18 protein-coding genes are annotated in these 15,789 nt (G+C 69.9%); 8 read left to right on the plus strand and 10 right to left on the minus strand.

Translation table 11 applies throughout. From position 1 onward, the window contains the following. Positions 1–33: 33 nt before the first annotated feature. Entirely contained in the window at positions 34–627 is a 594-nt protein-coding gene (locus Ate02nite_RS47625; RefSeq protein ID WP_203814626.1) for a TetR/AcrR family transcriptional regulator, read from the minus strand. Between the two features lie 82 nt (positions 628–709). Here Ate02nite_RS47625 and Ate02nite_RS47630 point away from each other — a divergent pair, with 82 nt between their 5' ends. Further along, positions 710–1,651 (plus strand): NADP-dependent oxidoreductase, encoded by a 942-nt coding sequence (locus Ate02nite_RS47630; RefSeq protein ID WP_203814627.1) that lies wholly within the window; start codon positions 710–712, stop codon positions 1,649–1,651. Here Ate02nite_RS47630 and Ate02nite_RS47635 read toward each other — a convergent pair. The 7 genes from Ate02nite_RS47635 to ald form a co-directional block, all read right to left on the minus strand. Further along, on the minus strand, positions 1,631–2,434 hold the full coding sequence (locus Ate02nite_RS47635; protein ID WP_203814628.1) for a pseudouridine synthase: 804 nt from the start codon (positions 2,432–2,434) through the stop codon (positions 1,631–1,633). The genes Ate02nite_RS47630 and Ate02nite_RS47635 overlap by 21 nt on opposite strands. Further along, entirely contained in the window at positions 2,403–3,245 is an 843-nt protein-coding gene (gene scpB / locus Ate02nite_RS47640; protein ID WP_307873308.1) for an SMC-Scp complex subunit ScpB, read from the minus strand. The genes Ate02nite_RS47635 and scpB overlap by 32 nt, the downstream gene beginning before the upstream one ends. A gap of 293 nt (positions 3,246–3,538) precedes the next feature. Continuing rightward, positions 3,539–4,735, minus strand: coding sequence for a segregation and condensation protein A (locus Ate02nite_RS47645; RefSeq protein WP_239148242.1), 1,197 nt, complete (start codon positions 4,733–4,735; stop codon positions 3,539–3,541). A 24-nt stretch (positions 4,736–4,759) separates the two neighbouring features. Next, the gene (locus Ate02nite_RS47650) at positions 4,760–5,428 is read right to left on the minus strand and encodes a zinc metalloprotease (RefSeq protein WP_203814630.1); all 669 of its coding nucleotides are present in this window, start codon (positions 5,426–5,428) and stop codon (positions 4,760–4,762) included. A gap of 3 nt (positions 5,429–5,431) precedes the next feature. After that, on the minus strand, positions 5,432–6,364 hold the full coding sequence (locus Ate02nite_RS47655; protein ID WP_203814631.1) for a ParA family protein: 933 nt from the start codon (positions 6,362–6,364) through the stop codon (positions 5,432–5,434). 121 nt (positions 6,365–6,485) lie between these two features. Beyond that, positions 6,486–7,403, minus strand: coding sequence for a site-specific tyrosine recombinase XerD (locus tag Ate02nite_RS47660; protein WP_203814673.1), 918 nt, complete (start codon positions 7,401–7,403; stop codon positions 6,486–6,488). Next, positions 7,385–8,500 (minus strand): alanine dehydrogenase, encoded by a 1,116-nt coding sequence (ald, locus tag Ate02nite_RS47665; RefSeq protein ID WP_203814632.1) that lies wholly within the window; start codon positions 8,498–8,500, stop codon positions 7,385–7,387. The genes Ate02nite_RS47660 and ald overlap by 19 nt, the downstream gene beginning before the upstream one ends. Positions 8,501–8,641: 141 nt before the next feature. On the opposite strand from ald, the gene Ate02nite_RS47670 reads away from it, so the two are divergent. Genes Ate02nite_RS47670 through Ate02nite_RS47680 form a run of 3 tightly spaced genes read left to right on the plus strand, consistent with a single transcriptional unit; the run spans position 8,642 to position 12,087 of the window. Next, a complete protein-coding gene (locus tag Ate02nite_RS47670) occupies positions 8,642–9,433 on the plus strand; it encodes an SAM-dependent methyltransferase (RefSeq protein ID WP_203814633.1) in 792 nt (263 codons plus the stop codon). Positions 9,434–9,453: 20 nt separating this feature from the next. Continuing rightward, positions 9,454–11,535: an NACHT domain-containing protein gene (locus tag Ate02nite_RS47675; protein ID WP_203814634.1), complete on the plus strand. Its 2,082-nt coding sequence runs from the start codon at positions 9,454–9,456 to the stop codon at positions 11,533–11,535. 9 nt (positions 11,536–11,544) lie between these two features. Then, complete coding sequence (locus Ate02nite_RS47680; protein WP_203814635.1) at positions 11,545–12,087, plus strand: SAM-dependent methyltransferase; 543 nt, start codon at positions 11,545–11,547, stop codon at positions 12,085–12,087. A 1-nt stretch (position 12,088) separates the two neighbouring features. Here Ate02nite_RS47680 and Ate02nite_RS47685 read toward each other — a convergent pair whose 3' ends face one another. Further along, positions 12,089–12,301 carry a hypothetical protein gene (locus tag Ate02nite_RS47685; RefSeq protein WP_203814636.1) on the minus strand — a complete coding sequence of 71 codons (213 nt, stop codon included), beginning with the start codon at positions 12,299–12,301 and terminating at the stop codon, positions 12,089–12,091. Positions 12,302–12,441: 140 nt separating this feature from the next. Between Ate02nite_RS47685 and Ate02nite_RS47690 the strand changes: the two genes are divergently transcribed. Genes Ate02nite_RS47690 through Ate02nite_RS47705 form a run of 4 tightly spaced genes read left to right on the plus strand, consistent with a single transcriptional unit; the run spans position 12,442 to position 14,870 of the window. Then, positions 12,442–12,858, plus strand: a complete 417-nt coding sequence (locus Ate02nite_RS47690) for a PPOX class F420-dependent oxidoreductase (protein WP_203814637.1) — start codon at positions 12,442–12,444, stop codon at positions 12,856–12,858. A 12-nt stretch (positions 12,859–12,870) separates the two neighbouring features. Continuing rightward, positions 12,871–14,058 carry an SMI1/KNR4 family protein gene (locus Ate02nite_RS47695; RefSeq protein ID WP_203814638.1) on the plus strand — a complete coding sequence of 396 codons (1,188 nt, stop codon included), beginning with the start codon at positions 12,871–12,873 and terminating at the stop codon, positions 14,056–14,058. Positions 14,059–14,112: 54 nt separating this feature from the next. Beyond that, positions 14,113–14,652, plus strand: a complete 540-nt coding sequence (locus Ate02nite_RS47700) for a DUF4240 domain-containing protein (protein ID WP_239148236.1) — start codon at positions 14,113–14,115, stop codon at positions 14,650–14,652. A gap of 2 nt (positions 14,653–14,654) precedes the next feature. Then, positions 14,655–14,870, plus strand: coding sequence for a hypothetical protein (locus tag Ate02nite_RS47705; protein ID WP_203814639.1), 216 nt, complete (start codon positions 14,655–14,657; stop codon positions 14,868–14,870). Positions 14,871–14,989: 119 nt separating this feature from the next. Here the strand turns inward: Ate02nite_RS47705 and Ate02nite_RS47710 are convergent, their stop codons facing one another. Further along, positions 14,990–15,754, minus strand: coding sequence for a DUF899 family protein (locus tag Ate02nite_RS47710; RefSeq protein WP_203814640.1), 765 nt, complete (start codon positions 15,752–15,754; stop codon positions 14,990–14,992). Positions 15,755–15,789: the final 35 nt, after the last annotated feature.

The following is a 15,789-nucleotide window of genomic DNA, read 5'->3' on the forward strand; positions in this document are numbered from 1 at the left end:
AACCACCTACTACGCACCCGACGACCGTACGGGTCAGACCGCGGCCGGTGAAGGCGGGCCCAGCGGATGGGCACCCTCCGGCCGCAGGCCGTCGATCACCATGGCCAGGTAGCGCCGCCACAGGTCGGGCGCCGCGCCCGGCACGAAGCTGACCACGTGGGCCGGGACGCACATCATCAGGATCACGTCGAGGCCGGTGACGTCGGTGCGCACCGCGCCGACCGCCTGCGCCCGCTCGACCAGCGCGATGATCGCCACATACAGCCCCTCGCGGGCGTCCCGGAGCTGGTCGTTGATGTCGCCCGAGTCGCGCAGGAACGAGAAGTCGAGCTGCTGCTGCCGCCCGGCCGCCTCGTCGAGGAAGTCGAACAGCGCCTGGCCGGCATCGTCGGCCAGGTAGAGCTTCCGGGCCAGCGCGGCGAGCGACTCGATCCGGTCCAGCACGATCGCGGCAAGTAAATCGTCCTTGGTCGGGAAGTGCCGGAACACCGTGCCCTTGCCCACCCCGGCCCGCCGGGCGATGTCGGCCACCGACGCGCTCATCCCCCGCGACGCGAACTCCTCCGCGGCCGCCGCCAGCAGCATGGATCGGTTGCGGGCGGCGTCGGCACGCAGGGATCGGGTCACCCTCGAACACTAACAAGTTGACCGCGCGGTCCGCTTAAGCCTAACGTGACCGCACGGTCCGCTTAACCGAGGAGCCCACCCGATGAAGGCACTCATCGCCCACCAGTACGGCCCGCCCGAGCAGCTCGAGCTCGGCGACCTGCCGGTTCCGCACGCCGGGCCCGGCCAGATCCAGGTCCGGATCGCCACCGCCTCGATCAACCCGCTCGACCTGCGCCTGCCGCGCGGCGACTTCGCCCAGCTCCCGGTCACGTTCCCGCACGTGCCGGGCAACGACTTCGCCGGCACGGTCACCGAGGTCGGCGCGGGTGTGACCGGCTACCAGGAAGGTGACGAGGTGTTCGGCCACGCGGTTCCGCACGCGCTGCGGGCGATGGCCGGCGCGGAAAAGCCGTCGCTGACCACCGGAACCCTGGCCGAGTACGCGGTTTTCGAGGCCGACACCCCGTTCATCGCCCACCGGCCGGGGACCCTCGACATTGTCCAGGCCGCCGCGCTACCGACGGTCGGCATCACCGCGCTGGCCCTCATGAAGACCGCCCAGGTACAACCCCACGAAACGGTCCTGGTGATCGGAGCGACCGGCGGCGTCGGCACGACGGTGCTCCCACTAATTCAAGGAACGGTGATCGCCACAGGCAAACCCGCGGACGCCGAGCTGCTGCGCAAACGAGGCGCCGCCGAGGTCATCGACTACGGCGACTACCCCAAGGATGTCGACGTCGCGCTCAACCTGGTGCTGCCCAGCGACCAGCTCAACGACGTCGCGAACGCCCTCAAGCCGGGCGGCCGCCTGTTCACGATCACGTTCCCGATGCCGCAGCCCGGCTTCATCGACCGCGACGACGTGCGGTTCGAGCTGGTCCTGGACATGGACGGCAAGCTCGCCGGGATGCGCGAGGTGGCCGAGGCGGGTCTGGTCGCGACGATCGGCCGGCGCTACCCCTTCGAGCAGGCCGGCCAGGCCATCGCCGACTTCGCGAACCGGCACACGACCGGGAAACTAGTCGTCCTCGTCCGCTGACTCCGACTCGCGCGACTCGCCGGCCGGGCCGTCGCCGGCCTGCTTGTACAGCGCCGCGATCTCGGCGTTGGACAGGTGCCGGAAACCGCCCGGCCGCAGGTTGCCGAGCCGGATCGGGCCGATCGCGGTGCGGATCAGCCGGGTGACCGGGTGGCCGACGGCCTCCAGCATGCGGCGCACGATGTGCTTGCGCCCCTCGTGCAGGACCAGCTCCACCTGCGCGGACTTGCCGAGCGCGCCGACCAGCTTGAACGCGTCGACGCGGGCCGGCCCGTCCTCCAGCTCGACGCCGGACAGCAGCTGCCGGCCCACGTTGCGGGCCAGCGGCCCGTTGGTGACCTCGGCCAGGTAGGTCTTGGTGATCTCGTACCGCGGGTGGGTCAGCTTGTTGGTCAGGTCACCGTCGTTGGTGAGCAGCAGCAGGCCCTCGCTCTCGGCGTCGAGCCGGCCGACGTGGTGCAGCCGCTGCGGGAACTGGGCGAGGAAGTCGGCCAGCTCACTGCGGCCCTTCTCGTCGTCGAGCGTCGACACCACGCCGCGGGGCTTGTTCAGCGCGATGTACATCAGCTTGGTGTCGGTGATCACCCGCTGCCCGTCCACCCGGATCTCGGCGTTGGCGGGGTCGACCTTGTCGCCGAGCTTGGCGACCTTTCCGTTGACGGTGACCCGCCGGCGGAAGATCAGGTCTTCGCAGGCACGGCGGGAGCCCAAACCGGCGGATGCCAGCACTTTCTGGAGGCGTTCGGCGGTGTCAGCCTGGGGCATCGAGTACTTCTTCCACATCGTCGGGCAGGAACGGGGCGAGCGGCGGAAGCTGGTCAACCGAGTTGAGGCCGAGCTTCTCGAGGAAGAGGTCGGTGGTCCGGTACAGATGTGCCCCGGTTTCACCCTCGACGCCGCATTCCTCGATCAGGCCGCGCGTAGCAAGGGTACGCATGACCCCGTCACAGTTGACGCCGCGGATGGCCGAGATGCGAGACCGGGTCACCGGCTGCTTGTAGGCGACCACCGCGAGCGTCTCCAGCGCGGCCTGGGTGAGCCGCACCGATTGCCCGTCCAGCACGAATCGTTCCACGTACGCCGCGTACTCCGGCCGGGTGTACAGCCGCCAGCCACCCGCGGCCCGCCGCAGGTCAAACCCGTGCCCCGCCGCCGTGTAGCGCGCCGAGATGTCCTCCAGCAACAACCCCACCCGCTCGGTGGGCTGCTCCAGGATCTGCGCCAGCTGCATCTCGGCGACGGGCTCGTCGACGACGAGCAAAATAGCTTCCAGCGCCGCGGTCAATTCCGCATCATCGGCGAGGTCCGGCAGATCATCCGGTTCCGCATCTCCAGCTGTACGGGCATCAACTTCCACAACCGCAGCAGCGCCGCCCCGCTTACCGCGTGCCTGCTCGGGCACCGCCGCGGCCCGCGCCAGCTCCGGCGGGGCGACGAGCACGGCCTCCTCCACCGCCTCCGGCAGTTCGAGAACGGGCCCGATCTCGGCTTCCGAGGGCTCCGGCGCCACCTCGGCCGGCTCGTCCTCCACCTCGACCGGAGCATCGACGCTGACCGACTCGTCGTCCCCGAGCGCGGGCCGCTCCGGCTCCAGGTCGCCCGGCTCGTCCTCGCCCTCTTCCTCGTCGTCCTCGCCCTCGTCCTCGTCGGGCTCGTTGTAGCCCGGCGGGTTGGCGCCCTCGAACTCCTCGTCGAAGTCGTCGTCATCGTCGGCGAGCCCGGCCTCCGACAGCTCCTCGTCGTCGGCCGACTCAGGGTCCTTGCCCCGACGAGCCTCTTGTTCGGCGGCAGCCTGGTAGGCGCGGTCCGGCGGCCGCTGCTGGCGCTCCCACGGCGGCACCCAGGCCGCGGCCTGGTCCGCGAGCGTGTCGGGCCGCTCGTCGTCACTCACGATCGTTCTTCCTCCACCACGACCGAAGCCGCGTCGTCATCCCCGCCAAGATCAAGGCGGTCCTCGGGCAAGTCAAATCTGCCCGCCGGGTTGTCCCCCAAGTCGGACACAATCGCACCGGATGTGCCCTCCCCAGCAACTGCCGAACCGTCGCCGCCGACCTCGTCCTCGTCCTCGTCGTCTTCTTCGTCCTCGTCGAGGTCGTCCCAGTCGCCGTCGGAGCCTGAGAGGTCCACCTCATCGAACTCCGTGTCCGATTCGTCGCCCGGGAGTGGCTCGGCCGCCGTGTCCAGCTCGGGTTTGCTGCCCTCGTAGTCGTCGATGTCCAGCTCGGCGTCGGAGGCCTCGCCGCCGACCCAGCGCACGGTCAGCTCGTCGAGGGAGACCGGCTGCTCGAACTCGATCAGGCCCTCGCGGTAGAGCTCCAGCAGCGCCAGGAACCGCGCCACCACCTCGAGGGTGTTCTCGCAGTCGGCGATCAGCAGCGTGAACGTCGCGCTGCCGGCCCGGCGCAACCGGTCGCGCAGCAGCTGGGCGTGCTCGCGCACGCTGACCCGGGCCTGGTGGATGTGGGCGATCGAGACCAGCGGCGGCCCGGGCTTGGGGGTGAACTGCTTGAGCGCCAGCTTGAACAGCCGCTCCACCCCGATGCCGAGCACCAGGTCGGGCAGCGCCTCGGCGTAACGCGGCTCCATCGACACGGCCCGCGGGTAGCGCTTGCCCCCCGTACCCTCCAGTTCGGAAATGAAGGCCGCGGCCTCTTTGAAGGCCTTGTATTGCAGCAGCCGGGAGAAGAGCAGGTCGCGGGCTTCGAGCAGGGCGAGGTCTTCCTCGTCCTCGACCTCGGCGGCGGGCAGCAGCCGGGCCGCCTTCAGGTCGAGCAGGGTGGCCGCGACCAGCAGGAACTCGCTGGTCTCGTCGAGGTCCCAGTCGTCGCCCATCGCCCGGATGTAGGCGATGAAGTCGTCGGTGACGGTGTGCAGCGCGACCTCGGTGACGTCGAGCTTGTGCTTGCCGATCAGCTGCAGCAACAGGTCGAACGGCCCGGTGAAATTGACGAGCCGCACAGTGAATTTGCCCGAATCCTCCGCAGGGATCTCGGGTGCGTCGGGGGCGACGGGCTCTTCAGGCACCTGCTGACCGTAGACCACCGGTACGACAACCTGTTCCGGGCTCACATCGGCACAACGCATCAAGATCACAAGGGTGACGGAGGGTCAGCCCCAGATGCGGATGAAGACCAGGCCCAAGGCGTTGAGGATGCGCAGCAGGAACGGGTAGCCGAACGGGAAGAAGCAGCAGATCAGCAGGATCAGGACGCCGACGTTCTTCTCCTCGAACCACAGCCGCATCCACTGGATGCTGGGGCCGGGCCGGCGCAGCGCGTTGTAGAGGACGCCGAAGCCGTCGAGCGGCGGGATCGGGATGATCGCGAGCAGGCCGAAGGAGAGCAGGCCGACGCCGAGCGACAGCAGCACGGTCTCGGCGTACGGCAGCGAGATGCCGAGCAGCACGTCGGCCGGGCCCATCACGCCGAGGAAATTGTCCGGGTAGACCACCGAGTACACCGCGATCAGGACCTCGCCGAGAACGATGCAGCTCAGCGGCCCGGCGGCGAACACCGCGGCGGCCCGGCCGCGGCCCCGGTAGCGCGGGATGTCGTCGACCGAGAGCATCTTGCCCCAGCCCATGCCACCCAGGGCGGCGGCGACCGCGCCGAACGGGTCGATGTCCTCCCGGGGCCGGAACCCGATGCTCTCCTTACGGTCGGCCAGGCCCAGACTGCGGGCGGTCAGCCGGATAGCGGCCGCGCGCACGACCAACCCGAGGAGGAAGGAGACCAGTAGGGCGGCAAAAGCCACCGGAGTGCCGAGGGCGAAGAGCACGGATCAGCTGCGTTCGACCTGGGCGGCGATGACCTCACGGGCCAGCTGCCGGTAGTTGCGGGCACCGGACGAGGCCGGGTCGAGCGAGGTGATCGGCGCGCCGGCCACGGTGGACTCGGGGAACTTGACCGTCTTGGTGATGACGGTCTGGTAGACCTTGTCGCCGAACGCCTCGACCACGCGCTGCAGCACCTGGCGGCAGTGGGTGGTGCGGGAGTCGTACATGGTGGCGAGGATGCCTTCGAGTTCGAGGTCGAAGTTGAGGCGCTCGCGCACCTTGTCGATGGTGTCGAGCAGCAGTGCCACCCCGCGAAGCGAGAAGAACTCGCACTCGAGCGGGACGAGCACGCCGTGCGCGATGGTCAGCGCGTTGATCGCCAGCAGGCCCAGCGAGGGCTGGCAGTCGATCAGGATGAAGTCGTATTCCTTGCGGACCGACCGCAGCGCCCGGGCCAGCGCCATCTCGCGCGCGACCTCGTTGACCAGCTGAATCTCGGCGGCCGACAGGTCGATGTTGGCGGGCAGCAGGTGCAGGCCGGCCACATCGGTCTTGATGATGACGTCTTCAGTCGCGACGTCGTCCTGCATGAGCAGGTTGTAGATGCTCAGGTCGAGGTTGTGCGGGTTGACCCCGAGGCCGACCGAGCAGGCACCCTGCGGGTCGAAGTCGACGAGGAGGACCTTCCGCCCGTACTCCGCGAGGGCCGCGCCCAGGTTGATGGTGGTCGTGGTCTTGCCGACGCCACCCTTCTGGTTGGCCAGGGCGATGATCCGCGCGGGGCCGTGCCGGTCGGTCGGCATCGGCTCGGGGATCGGGCGGCGCATGGTGTACGCGGTGGGGTCGGCCGGGCCGAGATCGGCGCCGAGGTCCAGGGAGTTCTGCTGATCGCGCAGCGCGGAGGTCCAGGCCTCAGCCCGTGAACCGTTGTCCGACATACGCCTTTAGCCCCCTCCCGACTCGCGGCTCACCGCCGGAGCCGTGGCCCGACTGTACGCCACACGCGCCGCCCGAACGGGGCGCCTCTCCGGCGTGTCGCCATCTATGGGTGCGCAGCGTCTAACGAGCGCGCGGGTGTGCGGTCGCGTACACCTCGCGGAGTCGATCCACCGTGACCAGCGTGTACACCTGCGTCGTGGTCACCGAGGCGTGCCCGAGCAGCTCCTGGACGACGCGCACGTCGGCGCCTCCATCGAGGAGATGGGTGGCATAGGAATGGCGCAACGTGTGCGGGCTCACCGCGTGCGGTCCCTCGACCGGGAGACCGACCGCCTGGGCCGCCCGGTGCAGGATCGTCCAGGCGCTCTGCCTCGACAGCCGACCGCCGCGCGCGTTCAGGAAGACGGCCGGGGTGCCCGTACCGTTGGCCACGAGCGCCGGTCTCGCCCGTACCAAATAGGTGGACAACGCAGCCTTCGCGTAATCACCCACCGGGACCAACCGCGTGCGCCCGCCCTTGCCGTGCAGGATCGCGGCGGCCTCGTCGCCGAGATCGAGATCGTCGATCGCCGCCCCCACGGCTTCGGAGATCCGCGCGCCGGTGCCGTAGAGGAATTCCAGCAGCGCCCGGTCCCGCATGCCCAGCGGGGTGTCGTCGTTGACCGCGAGCAGCCGGGTGACCTGGTCGACGTCGAGCGCCTTGGGCAGCCGCTTCGGCGGCGACGGCGGTTTGACCTCGGCCGCCACGTCCACCGCGACCAGGCCTTCGCGGGCCGCGAAGCGGTGCAGGCCGCGGACCGCGCTGATCGCCCGGGCCGCGCTCGCCGCCGCCAGGCCCTCCTCGCGCAGGGTGGCGAGGTGATCGGTCACGTCGGCGGCGCGCACGGCCGCAAGATCGTCGGTGGACAGGAACGCGGCATATCGGTCCAGGTCGCGCCGGTAGGACGCGAGGGTGTTGCTCGACAGTCCCCGCTCGACGGCGAGGTGGTCCAGCCAGGTGTCGATGGCCCGCTGAACGCTCAGCTGAGCACCTCGGATGTCGGCAGGGTTCGCATGCCGTGCGCCTCCGCAACCGGACCGTAGGTGACGTTGCCGTCGAAGGTGTTCAGGCCCAGGGCCAGCGCGGGGTCGGCCCGCAGGGCCTGCCGCCAGCCGAGGTTGGCCAGCTCCAGAGCGTACGGGAGGGTGACGTTGGTCAGCGCGTAGGTGCTGGTGTGCGGGACCGCCCCGGGCATGTTGGCCACGCAGTAGAACATCGACTGATGCACCGGGTAGACCGGGTCGGCGTGCGTGGTCGGCCGCGAGTCCTCGAAGCAGCCGCCCTGGTCGATCGCGATGTCGACGAGCACGCTGCCCGGTTTCATCCGGCTGACCAGCTCATTGGAGATCAGGTTCGGCGCCTTCGCGCCGGGGACCAGCACGGCGCCGATCACCAGGTCGGCGTCGACGACGGCCTTCTCGATCTCGTACGCGTTGGAGGCGATCGTCTGCAGGTGCCCGCGGTAGTCGGCGTCGGCGGCCCGCAGCCGGGCGATGTTGCGGTCGAGCACGAGCACCTCGGCCTGCATGCCGAGCGCGATGGCGGCCGCGTTCATCCCGGAGACGCCGGCCCCGATCACCACCACCTTGGCGGCATAGACCCCGGGGACCCCACCCATGAGTACGCCGCGACCGCCGCCCGACCGCATCAGGTGGTACGAGCCGACCTGCGGGGCGAGCCGGCCGGCGACCTCGGACATCGGGGCGAGCAGCGGCAGCGACCGGTCGGGCAGCTCGACGGTCTCGTAAGCGATGCCGGTGACCTTGCGGTCGACAAGCGCGTCGGTGCACTCCTTGGAGGCGGCCAGGTGCAGGTAGGTGAAGAGCACCTGACCGGGTCGCATGCGCGGGTATTCCTCGGCGATCGGCTCCTTGACCTTGAGAATCAGGTCACCCGTCTGCCAGACATCCTCAGCTCCGGGCAGAATGGTCGCACCGGCCGATTGATAGTCACTGTCCGTGATCGAGGAGCCGTCCCCGGCGCCGGCCTGGACGTAGACCTCGTGCCCCGATCGGGCGAATTCATAGACACCCGCAGGCGTGATCGCCGTACGGAATTCATTGTTCTTGATCTCGGTGGGAATGCCGACCTTCACGACCCGGATCCGCCCTTCTCGACGCTGAGTGAGCTGTAGCCGAAGATTACCCCGCACCACCCCCAGCAAACGACCGTTTCGTCCGGTTTGAAGATCGAACTGTATCGAGGTACGAAATAGACGGTGCGGTAAGTTCGCCGCATGCCCCCGGTTGACCTCAACACCTCGGTGCCGCACTCGGCCCGCATCTACGACTACCTGCTCGGCGGCAAGGACAACTTCGAGGCCGACCGCCAGGCCGCGGCCGCCATCGTCGAGAGCTCACCGAGCCTGCCGATCTCCATGCGGGCCAACCGGCAGTACATGGCCCGGGTGGCCCATTACCTGGCCGCCGAGCGGGGCATCCGCCAGTTCCTGGACATCGGCACCGGCCTGCCCACCTCGCCGAACCTGCACGAGGTGGTCCAGAAGGTCGACCCGACCACGAAGATCGTCTACGTCGACAACGACCCGATCGTCCTGGTCCACGCGCGGGCCCTGCTGACCTCGGCCCCCGAGGGCGCGACCGCCTATCTCGACGCCGACCTGCGCAACGTCGAGCAGATCCTGTCCTCGCCCGAGGTGAAGCTGAACATCGACCCGACCAGGCCGGTGTCGATCAGCCTGATCGCGGTGCTGCAGTTCATCACCGACGAGAACGAGGCCCACCAGATCCTGGACGGCCTGCTGGCCCCGTTCCCGGCCGGCAGCACGCTGTCCATCTCCACGGTGACCGCGCACAATCCGCAGGCGGTGGCGGCCGCGGCCTCCTACCGGGCCCGCGGCATCCCGGCCAAGGAGCGCACCGACGCCGAGGTGACCGACCTGTTCCGCGGCCTGGACCTGCTCGACCCGGGCGTGGTCCTGGTAAACCGCTGGCGCCCCGACACCGACCCGGTCGACGACGCCCACGTCCAGATGTCCGGCGGCGTCGCCGTCAAGAACGCGGCGTAATCCCACGGGATACTTGTGAGGTGAACCGGCAACGACGTCCCTGGCGGAAGCCGCGGGTCGTCGTGCTCGTTGTCGGCATTGTCGTGAGCACCGGGCTGGGCGTGTTCCTGCTCCGCGAGGGCCGGGAGAACGCCGATCAGTGGTCGAGCATCTTCGGGTTCTTCCTCAACATCGCATCGTTCCTGCTCACCATCTACACCATGGTCGGCATCAGGCGCGGGCTCGCCACCGACCAGGTCCGGCCGGACGCCGACTACTTGGAAAACCTGGCGACGATGGTGTCCGAGGGCTATACGGCCGAGTCCTCGCTCCGGCGGCTGCAGGATCCCGATCTGCTGCCCGTGGACTGGGCGCCTGCCGACCGCGACCTGATGGACCATCCCACCAACATCTGGCCCGGTTCCAACGGCCACTCACCGCACCTGCGGCCCACGACGTCGATTCTGGAGACATACCTGCAGGTCCCGACCGGGCGGCTGGTCGTGCTCGGCCGGCCGGGCGCGGGTAAGACCGTCGCCGCACTGACCTTCGCCACCGAATCCCTGGCCGTCCGGCTCGCAGGCGAGCCGGTTCCGGTGGTCCTGTCGCTCAGCACCTGGGACCCGGAGAGCCAAGACTTCCGGGACTGGATCTGCGGCCGCCTGACGGAGCTCGACCCTCGGCTCTCCGAACTGGATCGCGATGGTGTCCCCTGGGCACGGCGGCTCGTCGACCGGCGCGGCATCCTCCCGGTCCTCGACGGCCTGGACGAACTGCCAACCCGGCTCAAGGCCGGTGTGCTGCGAACTCTCAACGCCGTCCTGGATCGGGACGAACACATCGTCCTCACCAGCCGCACCCCACAGTATCGCGCCGGAGTGCAGGCGGGCGACGTGCTCACCGGCGCGGCGGTGATCGAGCTGCAGCCTCTGCGACCCGATACCCTGGCCGATTACCTTCCGCGGACAACCAAGCAGGGTCGCACGGCGAGCGCCGGCACGAAGTGGGCTCCCGTGCTGGATAACCTGCGCGACCGGCCGGACAGCCCGAGCAGCCGCAGCCTCGCCGAGGTGCTGTCGACGCCGCTCATGGTGTGGCTCGCGCGAGTCCAGTACAGCGACACCGAGGCCGACCCGGCCCGGCTGCTGCACCGGGAGTTCCGCGAGCCGCGGGCGTTGAGGTTGCACCTGCTCGACGGGCTCGTGGCGGCGGCCTATGCCGACCCCGGCCGGCACCGCCGGCTCAGGGTTTCCGCCGCGAGTGCCGAACAGTGGCTGGCCGACCTGGCCGCGCTCCTTGATCGACGAGGCAGCCACAATCTGCGCTGGTGGGAGATGCCGGACATCCTCGCGGGGCGGGCCGTGCGGGTGGTGCTGGCGGCCACGACGGCGGTGCTGGCCACCGTGGCGGCAACCGTCGTGCTCGGTCTTCGTAACGGTCTCGAGCGCGGCCTGCTCCTCGGCGCCCTCTTCGGCCTCATCGCCGGCGCCGCCATCTGGTTCATTCCCTGGTTGCATCGGCGGCCGGCGCCGGCGGCCGTCGGTTCGGTGCGGTCCACACGCAGCATCCGGCAGGTCAACGGCATCTTGGTCGTCGCGCTCATCCCCGTCGCCGCCATCAGCCTCAGCTGGCTACGGGTGGTGGACAGGGCAGACAACATGGCCTCGGTTGTCGCGATGCTGATATCCGTTCTGGCCGCAGTCGTCGCCGTGCCCGCCCCACCTGAGCGTGCCGTCGATCCGTTTCGGCTGCTGCGGGCCGACAAGGCCTCGGCCATTGCCCAGGGGTGCCTGATCGGCATGGCCGCCGGAATACTTGCCGGGGCCGGGGCCTGGACCGTCTTCCCCACCGGGGTCGCGCTCGGCGTCGGGGCGGTACTTGCCATTTCCGCAGGGCTCGTCTGGGCGATTGTTGGTTCGGCTTGGGGACGGTTCCTGGTGGCCCAGGTGTCCTGGTGGGCCACCGGGCGCCTGCCGCTCGGCCTCATGGCGTTCCTGGCCGACGCGCACCAGCGGGGAATCCTCCGCCAGGTCGGCGCCGCCTACCAGTTCCGGCACGAGTCACTGCAGACGCATCTCGCCACCCGTCAACTTCCACAAAGGACACAGGCTTCGCCCCTATGATCCTGGGGCATGACGACCGCCGTGCCAGAGGGCATCAACCCCGACGTCAAGGTCGTCTACGTCGACCTCGACCCGGTCGTGTGCATCCACGGCCGGGCGCTGCTGGCCTCCGACCAGGTCGCGATCGTGCAGGGGGACGTCCGCAAGCCGTACGAAATCCTGGCCGACCCGGCCGTGCAGCGGCTGATCGATCCGGGCGCGCCGGTCGGCATCCTGATGATGTTCCTGCTGCACCTGATCGCCGACAGCGACACACCGCAGGACATGGTGGCCGGCTACCGCAAGGCCGCCGCCCCCGGCAGCGTCCTGGCGATCTCGCACGCGGCCAACGACGCCCGCCCGGAGTACGTGGGCCGCATCTCCGCGATCTACCAGCGGGCCAACACCCCGTTCACGCCGCGCAGCCGGGCGGACATCAACGCCTTCTTCGGCGACTGGCCGCTCGACGGCCCGGGCCTGGTCAACATGTGGCCCTACGCCGAGGTCCCGGCCGACGTCGACGCCGACCTGGCCCAGTTGGGTTACTCGTCGGTCGCGGTCAAGCCGGCCTGAGTCATTCCACCAGCCAGCGCCCCGACTGATCGCGCCAGCCCTTGGCCAGCCGGCTGCTGGGAAACGGCCCGACCTGCCGCCGGGGCGGCAGCGTCGAATCGAGTTCGACCATGTAGGACGGCATGTTCTCGCGCTGCTCGACCGCGGCGATCCGCCCGTAATGCTGAAAATTCAAAATATAGGGATCCCGGTCGTACGGCGGCAGCACAGTCACCAGGTCGCCAACCTTGAATCCCTCACTACGCCCAGCCACCTACAGACTGTAGGCCTACACCAGCGACCAGGTGAAGCAGCCGTTCGGGCGTCCCCCCTCGGCTTGACCTCAACGAAGGTTGAGGTTGCAGAGTGGTCTCCGTGAGCTTTTCGGAGAGCGAGATCGCGTACCTCGGCAGCCAGCACCTCGGGCGGCTGGCCACCCTTCGACCGGACGGGACCCTGCAGAACAGCCCGGTCGGCTACCGCTACCACCCCACCCTCGGGACCATCGACGTGTCCGGCTTCAACATGGAACGCAGCCACAAGTTCCGCAACGTGGCGGCCACCCATGAGGTGGCGTTCGTGGTCGACGACCTGCCGTCGGTGCAGCCCTGGCGGGTGCGGTGCCTGGAGATCCGGGGCACGGCCGAGGCGATCGAGGTGGCCGCCGACTCGGCCTACGGCTCCCCCGGCCCGATCATCCGGATCCACCCGCGCCGGATCATCGCGTTCGGGATGGACCAATCCGACACCGAGCCACACCAGCTGGTGCCGAACAGCCGTGACGTCGGGTGATTAAATGCGTCGGTGGTGCTCACCGACCGTGAACAGCTGACCGCCGCCGAGGTGGGCATCAGCGTGTGGGCCGGGCGGCTCGTGCTGGACGCGCAGCCGCCGGTCGACGACGAGACGCTCGCCGAGGTGGCGGCCCGGTGCGCCGGTCCCCTGCCGGAACCACTCGTCGACCTGTGGCGCACCACGTTCGGCGGGCGGCTCGACTACGACCTCGACGCCGGAGTGTCGTTCACCGAGCTGTTCTACCCGGACAGCGACGGCTACCGGGACCTGTGGGGCTGGATCGACCACGAGTGCGAGCTGGCCGCCGACCACCAGCCCGGCTGGGACGGCCGGCTCACCCACCTGCCGTTCGGCGGTTTCGAATACCTGGACCGGGTCTACCTGCACACCGCGCCCGGCCCCGAGCACGGCGCGGTCGTCTACTGGCAGCAGGGGCTGCCGCCGGGGTGGGAACTCACCAGCGACGACCGGAGCGGCCTGCTCGCCGACGACCTGACGTCCCTGTTCGACCGGCTGGCCCTGAACCGGGACCCCTGGGCGACCGGCGAGGCCGACTCGGGTGACGCGATGCGCGACGCGATCGACTCCCTCGCCGAGAGCAGCGACCCGCACGCCCGTTCCGCCGCCGGCAAGCTGCGCGACATCGTCCGGGCCACGGTGCTGGACTGGCGCGGTGCCCTGGACGCGGGCACGCTTGTCGCGCAGCGCCGGCTGCGCCGGCTGGCGCTCGACCACGCTGCCTCGGCCGCCGATCTGGTCCTGCTCGATCGGCTGGTCACCCTGGGTTGCGACCCCACCGAGGAGGTACGCAACGGGCTGTCCCCGATCGACCTGGCCCTGCTCGCCGGCGCGGCCGACGTGGCCCGGCACCTGCTCGGCCTGCGGGTCCCGGTCACCAACGCGCTGCGGGTCGGCGCCCACACGGTCGACCTGCCGCTGGCCACCGAACTGCTCGACCGGGGCGCCGCCGTCGACCTGCCGGCCCTTCAGCGTGCGGTGTCCAACCCCGACATCGCCGTCGTCCGGCTGCTGGCTTCCGCCGTACCCTCCGCCGGAGAGCTGAGCCCCCGCTTCCGCATGCTGGCCGCCCAGGCCGACGCCGCCGCCGGCCGGGCTTCGGCCCAGGGCGACGCGGCGACCGCCGAGCGGGAGGCCCGCCGGGCCGAGGTGTTTCGTGAGCTCGCCTCATACGCGTGATAGGACCCGGTTGATAGGTATTTCCGCACGCGTGTTGATCGTTACGATGCGCGCGTGAATTTGATCTCGGAGGAGCCGGGGCGCGTGCCGACGGCCGAAGAGGAAGACCGGTTCTGGCTTCTCATCGAGGAGGCGTGGGCGCGACTCGGGCCCGAACCGGCGGCCCTGCGCCGCGAGTTGCTGGCCCGTGACCTCGACGAGGAGGACGAGGAGCCGTACGCGGTCGAGGAGTGGCTGGACCCGTTCCTGGACAGTCTGCGGGTGGCCAGCGACGGGCTGTCCCGGCGCGGCCTCGAAGATCTCGACCGGGTGCTGGAACGCAAGCTCTACGAGATCGACCGGGAGGACATCCACGAGGTCACCGACGGTTCCGACGACGGCTTCCTGTACTGCCGGGGGTTCATCGTCGCGCTCGGCCACGAGTACTACACGGCGGTGAAGCGCGATCCGCGGTTCGCGGTGCTCGACGCCGAGTGCGAGGACATCTGCTACTTCTTCGCCCGGCTGCACCACGAACGCTTCGGCGACTGGCCGGAGACCGGCTCGGGCATCAGCCGCGAGTCGACCTCCAACGTGGCCGGCTGGACGAGCTGACCATGCGCGCCCTGATCGTCGGGAACAGCGACGGCATCGGCCTGGCCCTCACCCACCGGCTGCTGGCCGCGGGCTGGGAGGTGACCGGCCGGTCCCGCCGCCCGGCCCCGGCCGGGATCGCCCAGGTCGCTGTCCAGCCTCGCCGACAGCGTGCTCTCGGCCGAGGCCCCCGGTCACCCCCTTCAAGATCTCCCCGGAGAAGGCGGTCGACGTGCTGATGCGCTGCATCCGCACCCGTCCCGCAGTCGTCTCCTATCCCCGTCGGATGGCCGCCCTGACCGGAACGCTCGGCGCCGTCCTCCGGACCCGAGCCCGGCTGCGCCGCGGCTGATCGGGGTCAGTGGTGTGCGCCGGTTCGGCCGAGGGTGGTCTCCGGCGTTGCTCCCGGACGAGTCCACTGGGGCGCCGGGCGGCTCGTCGGGCCGCCCGTGGGCTTTCCGTCCGCGTCCGTGCGCCAGTACCAGCACGGCCCCTCGCCCTTGGGCCATCCCTCCGGGCTGACCTGCCAGGCCTCGCCCCGCCCGTACGGCGTCATGTCGAGGAGGGCGAACGACCCGCTGGCCGGCTCGGTGCCCCGGCCGGTCGTGCGGTAGGTGAGGAACACCCGCTCGCCGTCGCGCAGGAAGCAACTGAAGAGGCCCATGTCGCCGCCGATCGGCTCCGGCGCGTCGCGCACCGAGTACCACGGCTGGGTGTAGCCCATGAACTCGACGAACGGAGCCACCTCAGCCCACCGGCCGGTGGTGAGCACGGCGAAGGAAACCCCGCGCGCGTTGAGGTAGGACGCGTCCCGCAGATGCCAGGCCGACACCGTGCAGCCCTCGCACTGCCCCTGGTGCGGCGCGCCGTCGTGCCACATGTGCTGGTAGACGAGCAGTTCATCGCGCCCTTGGAACAACTCCCGGAACGGCACCGGCCCGTCCGGCCCGACGACCTCGACCCCACCGTCGATCTCCACCATCGGCAGCCGCCGACGCGCCGCGGCTATCGCATCCCCCTCGCGGGTGTGCGCTTTCTCCCGAACCAGCAGTTCGTCCCTCGCGGCCTGCCAGGTGTCCAGGTCGACGATCGGCGGCCGCCCGGAGAGTTCGTTCGTGGTCATGACTGATTCCCTTCTGTCCTCAAGATGTCGAAGCT

Origin of the sequence: Paractinoplanes tereljensis, from assembly GCF_016862435.1 — a bacterium.
GTDB lineage: Bacteria > Actinomycetota > Actinomycetes > Mycobacteriales > Micromonosporaceae > Actinoplanes > Actinoplanes tereljensis.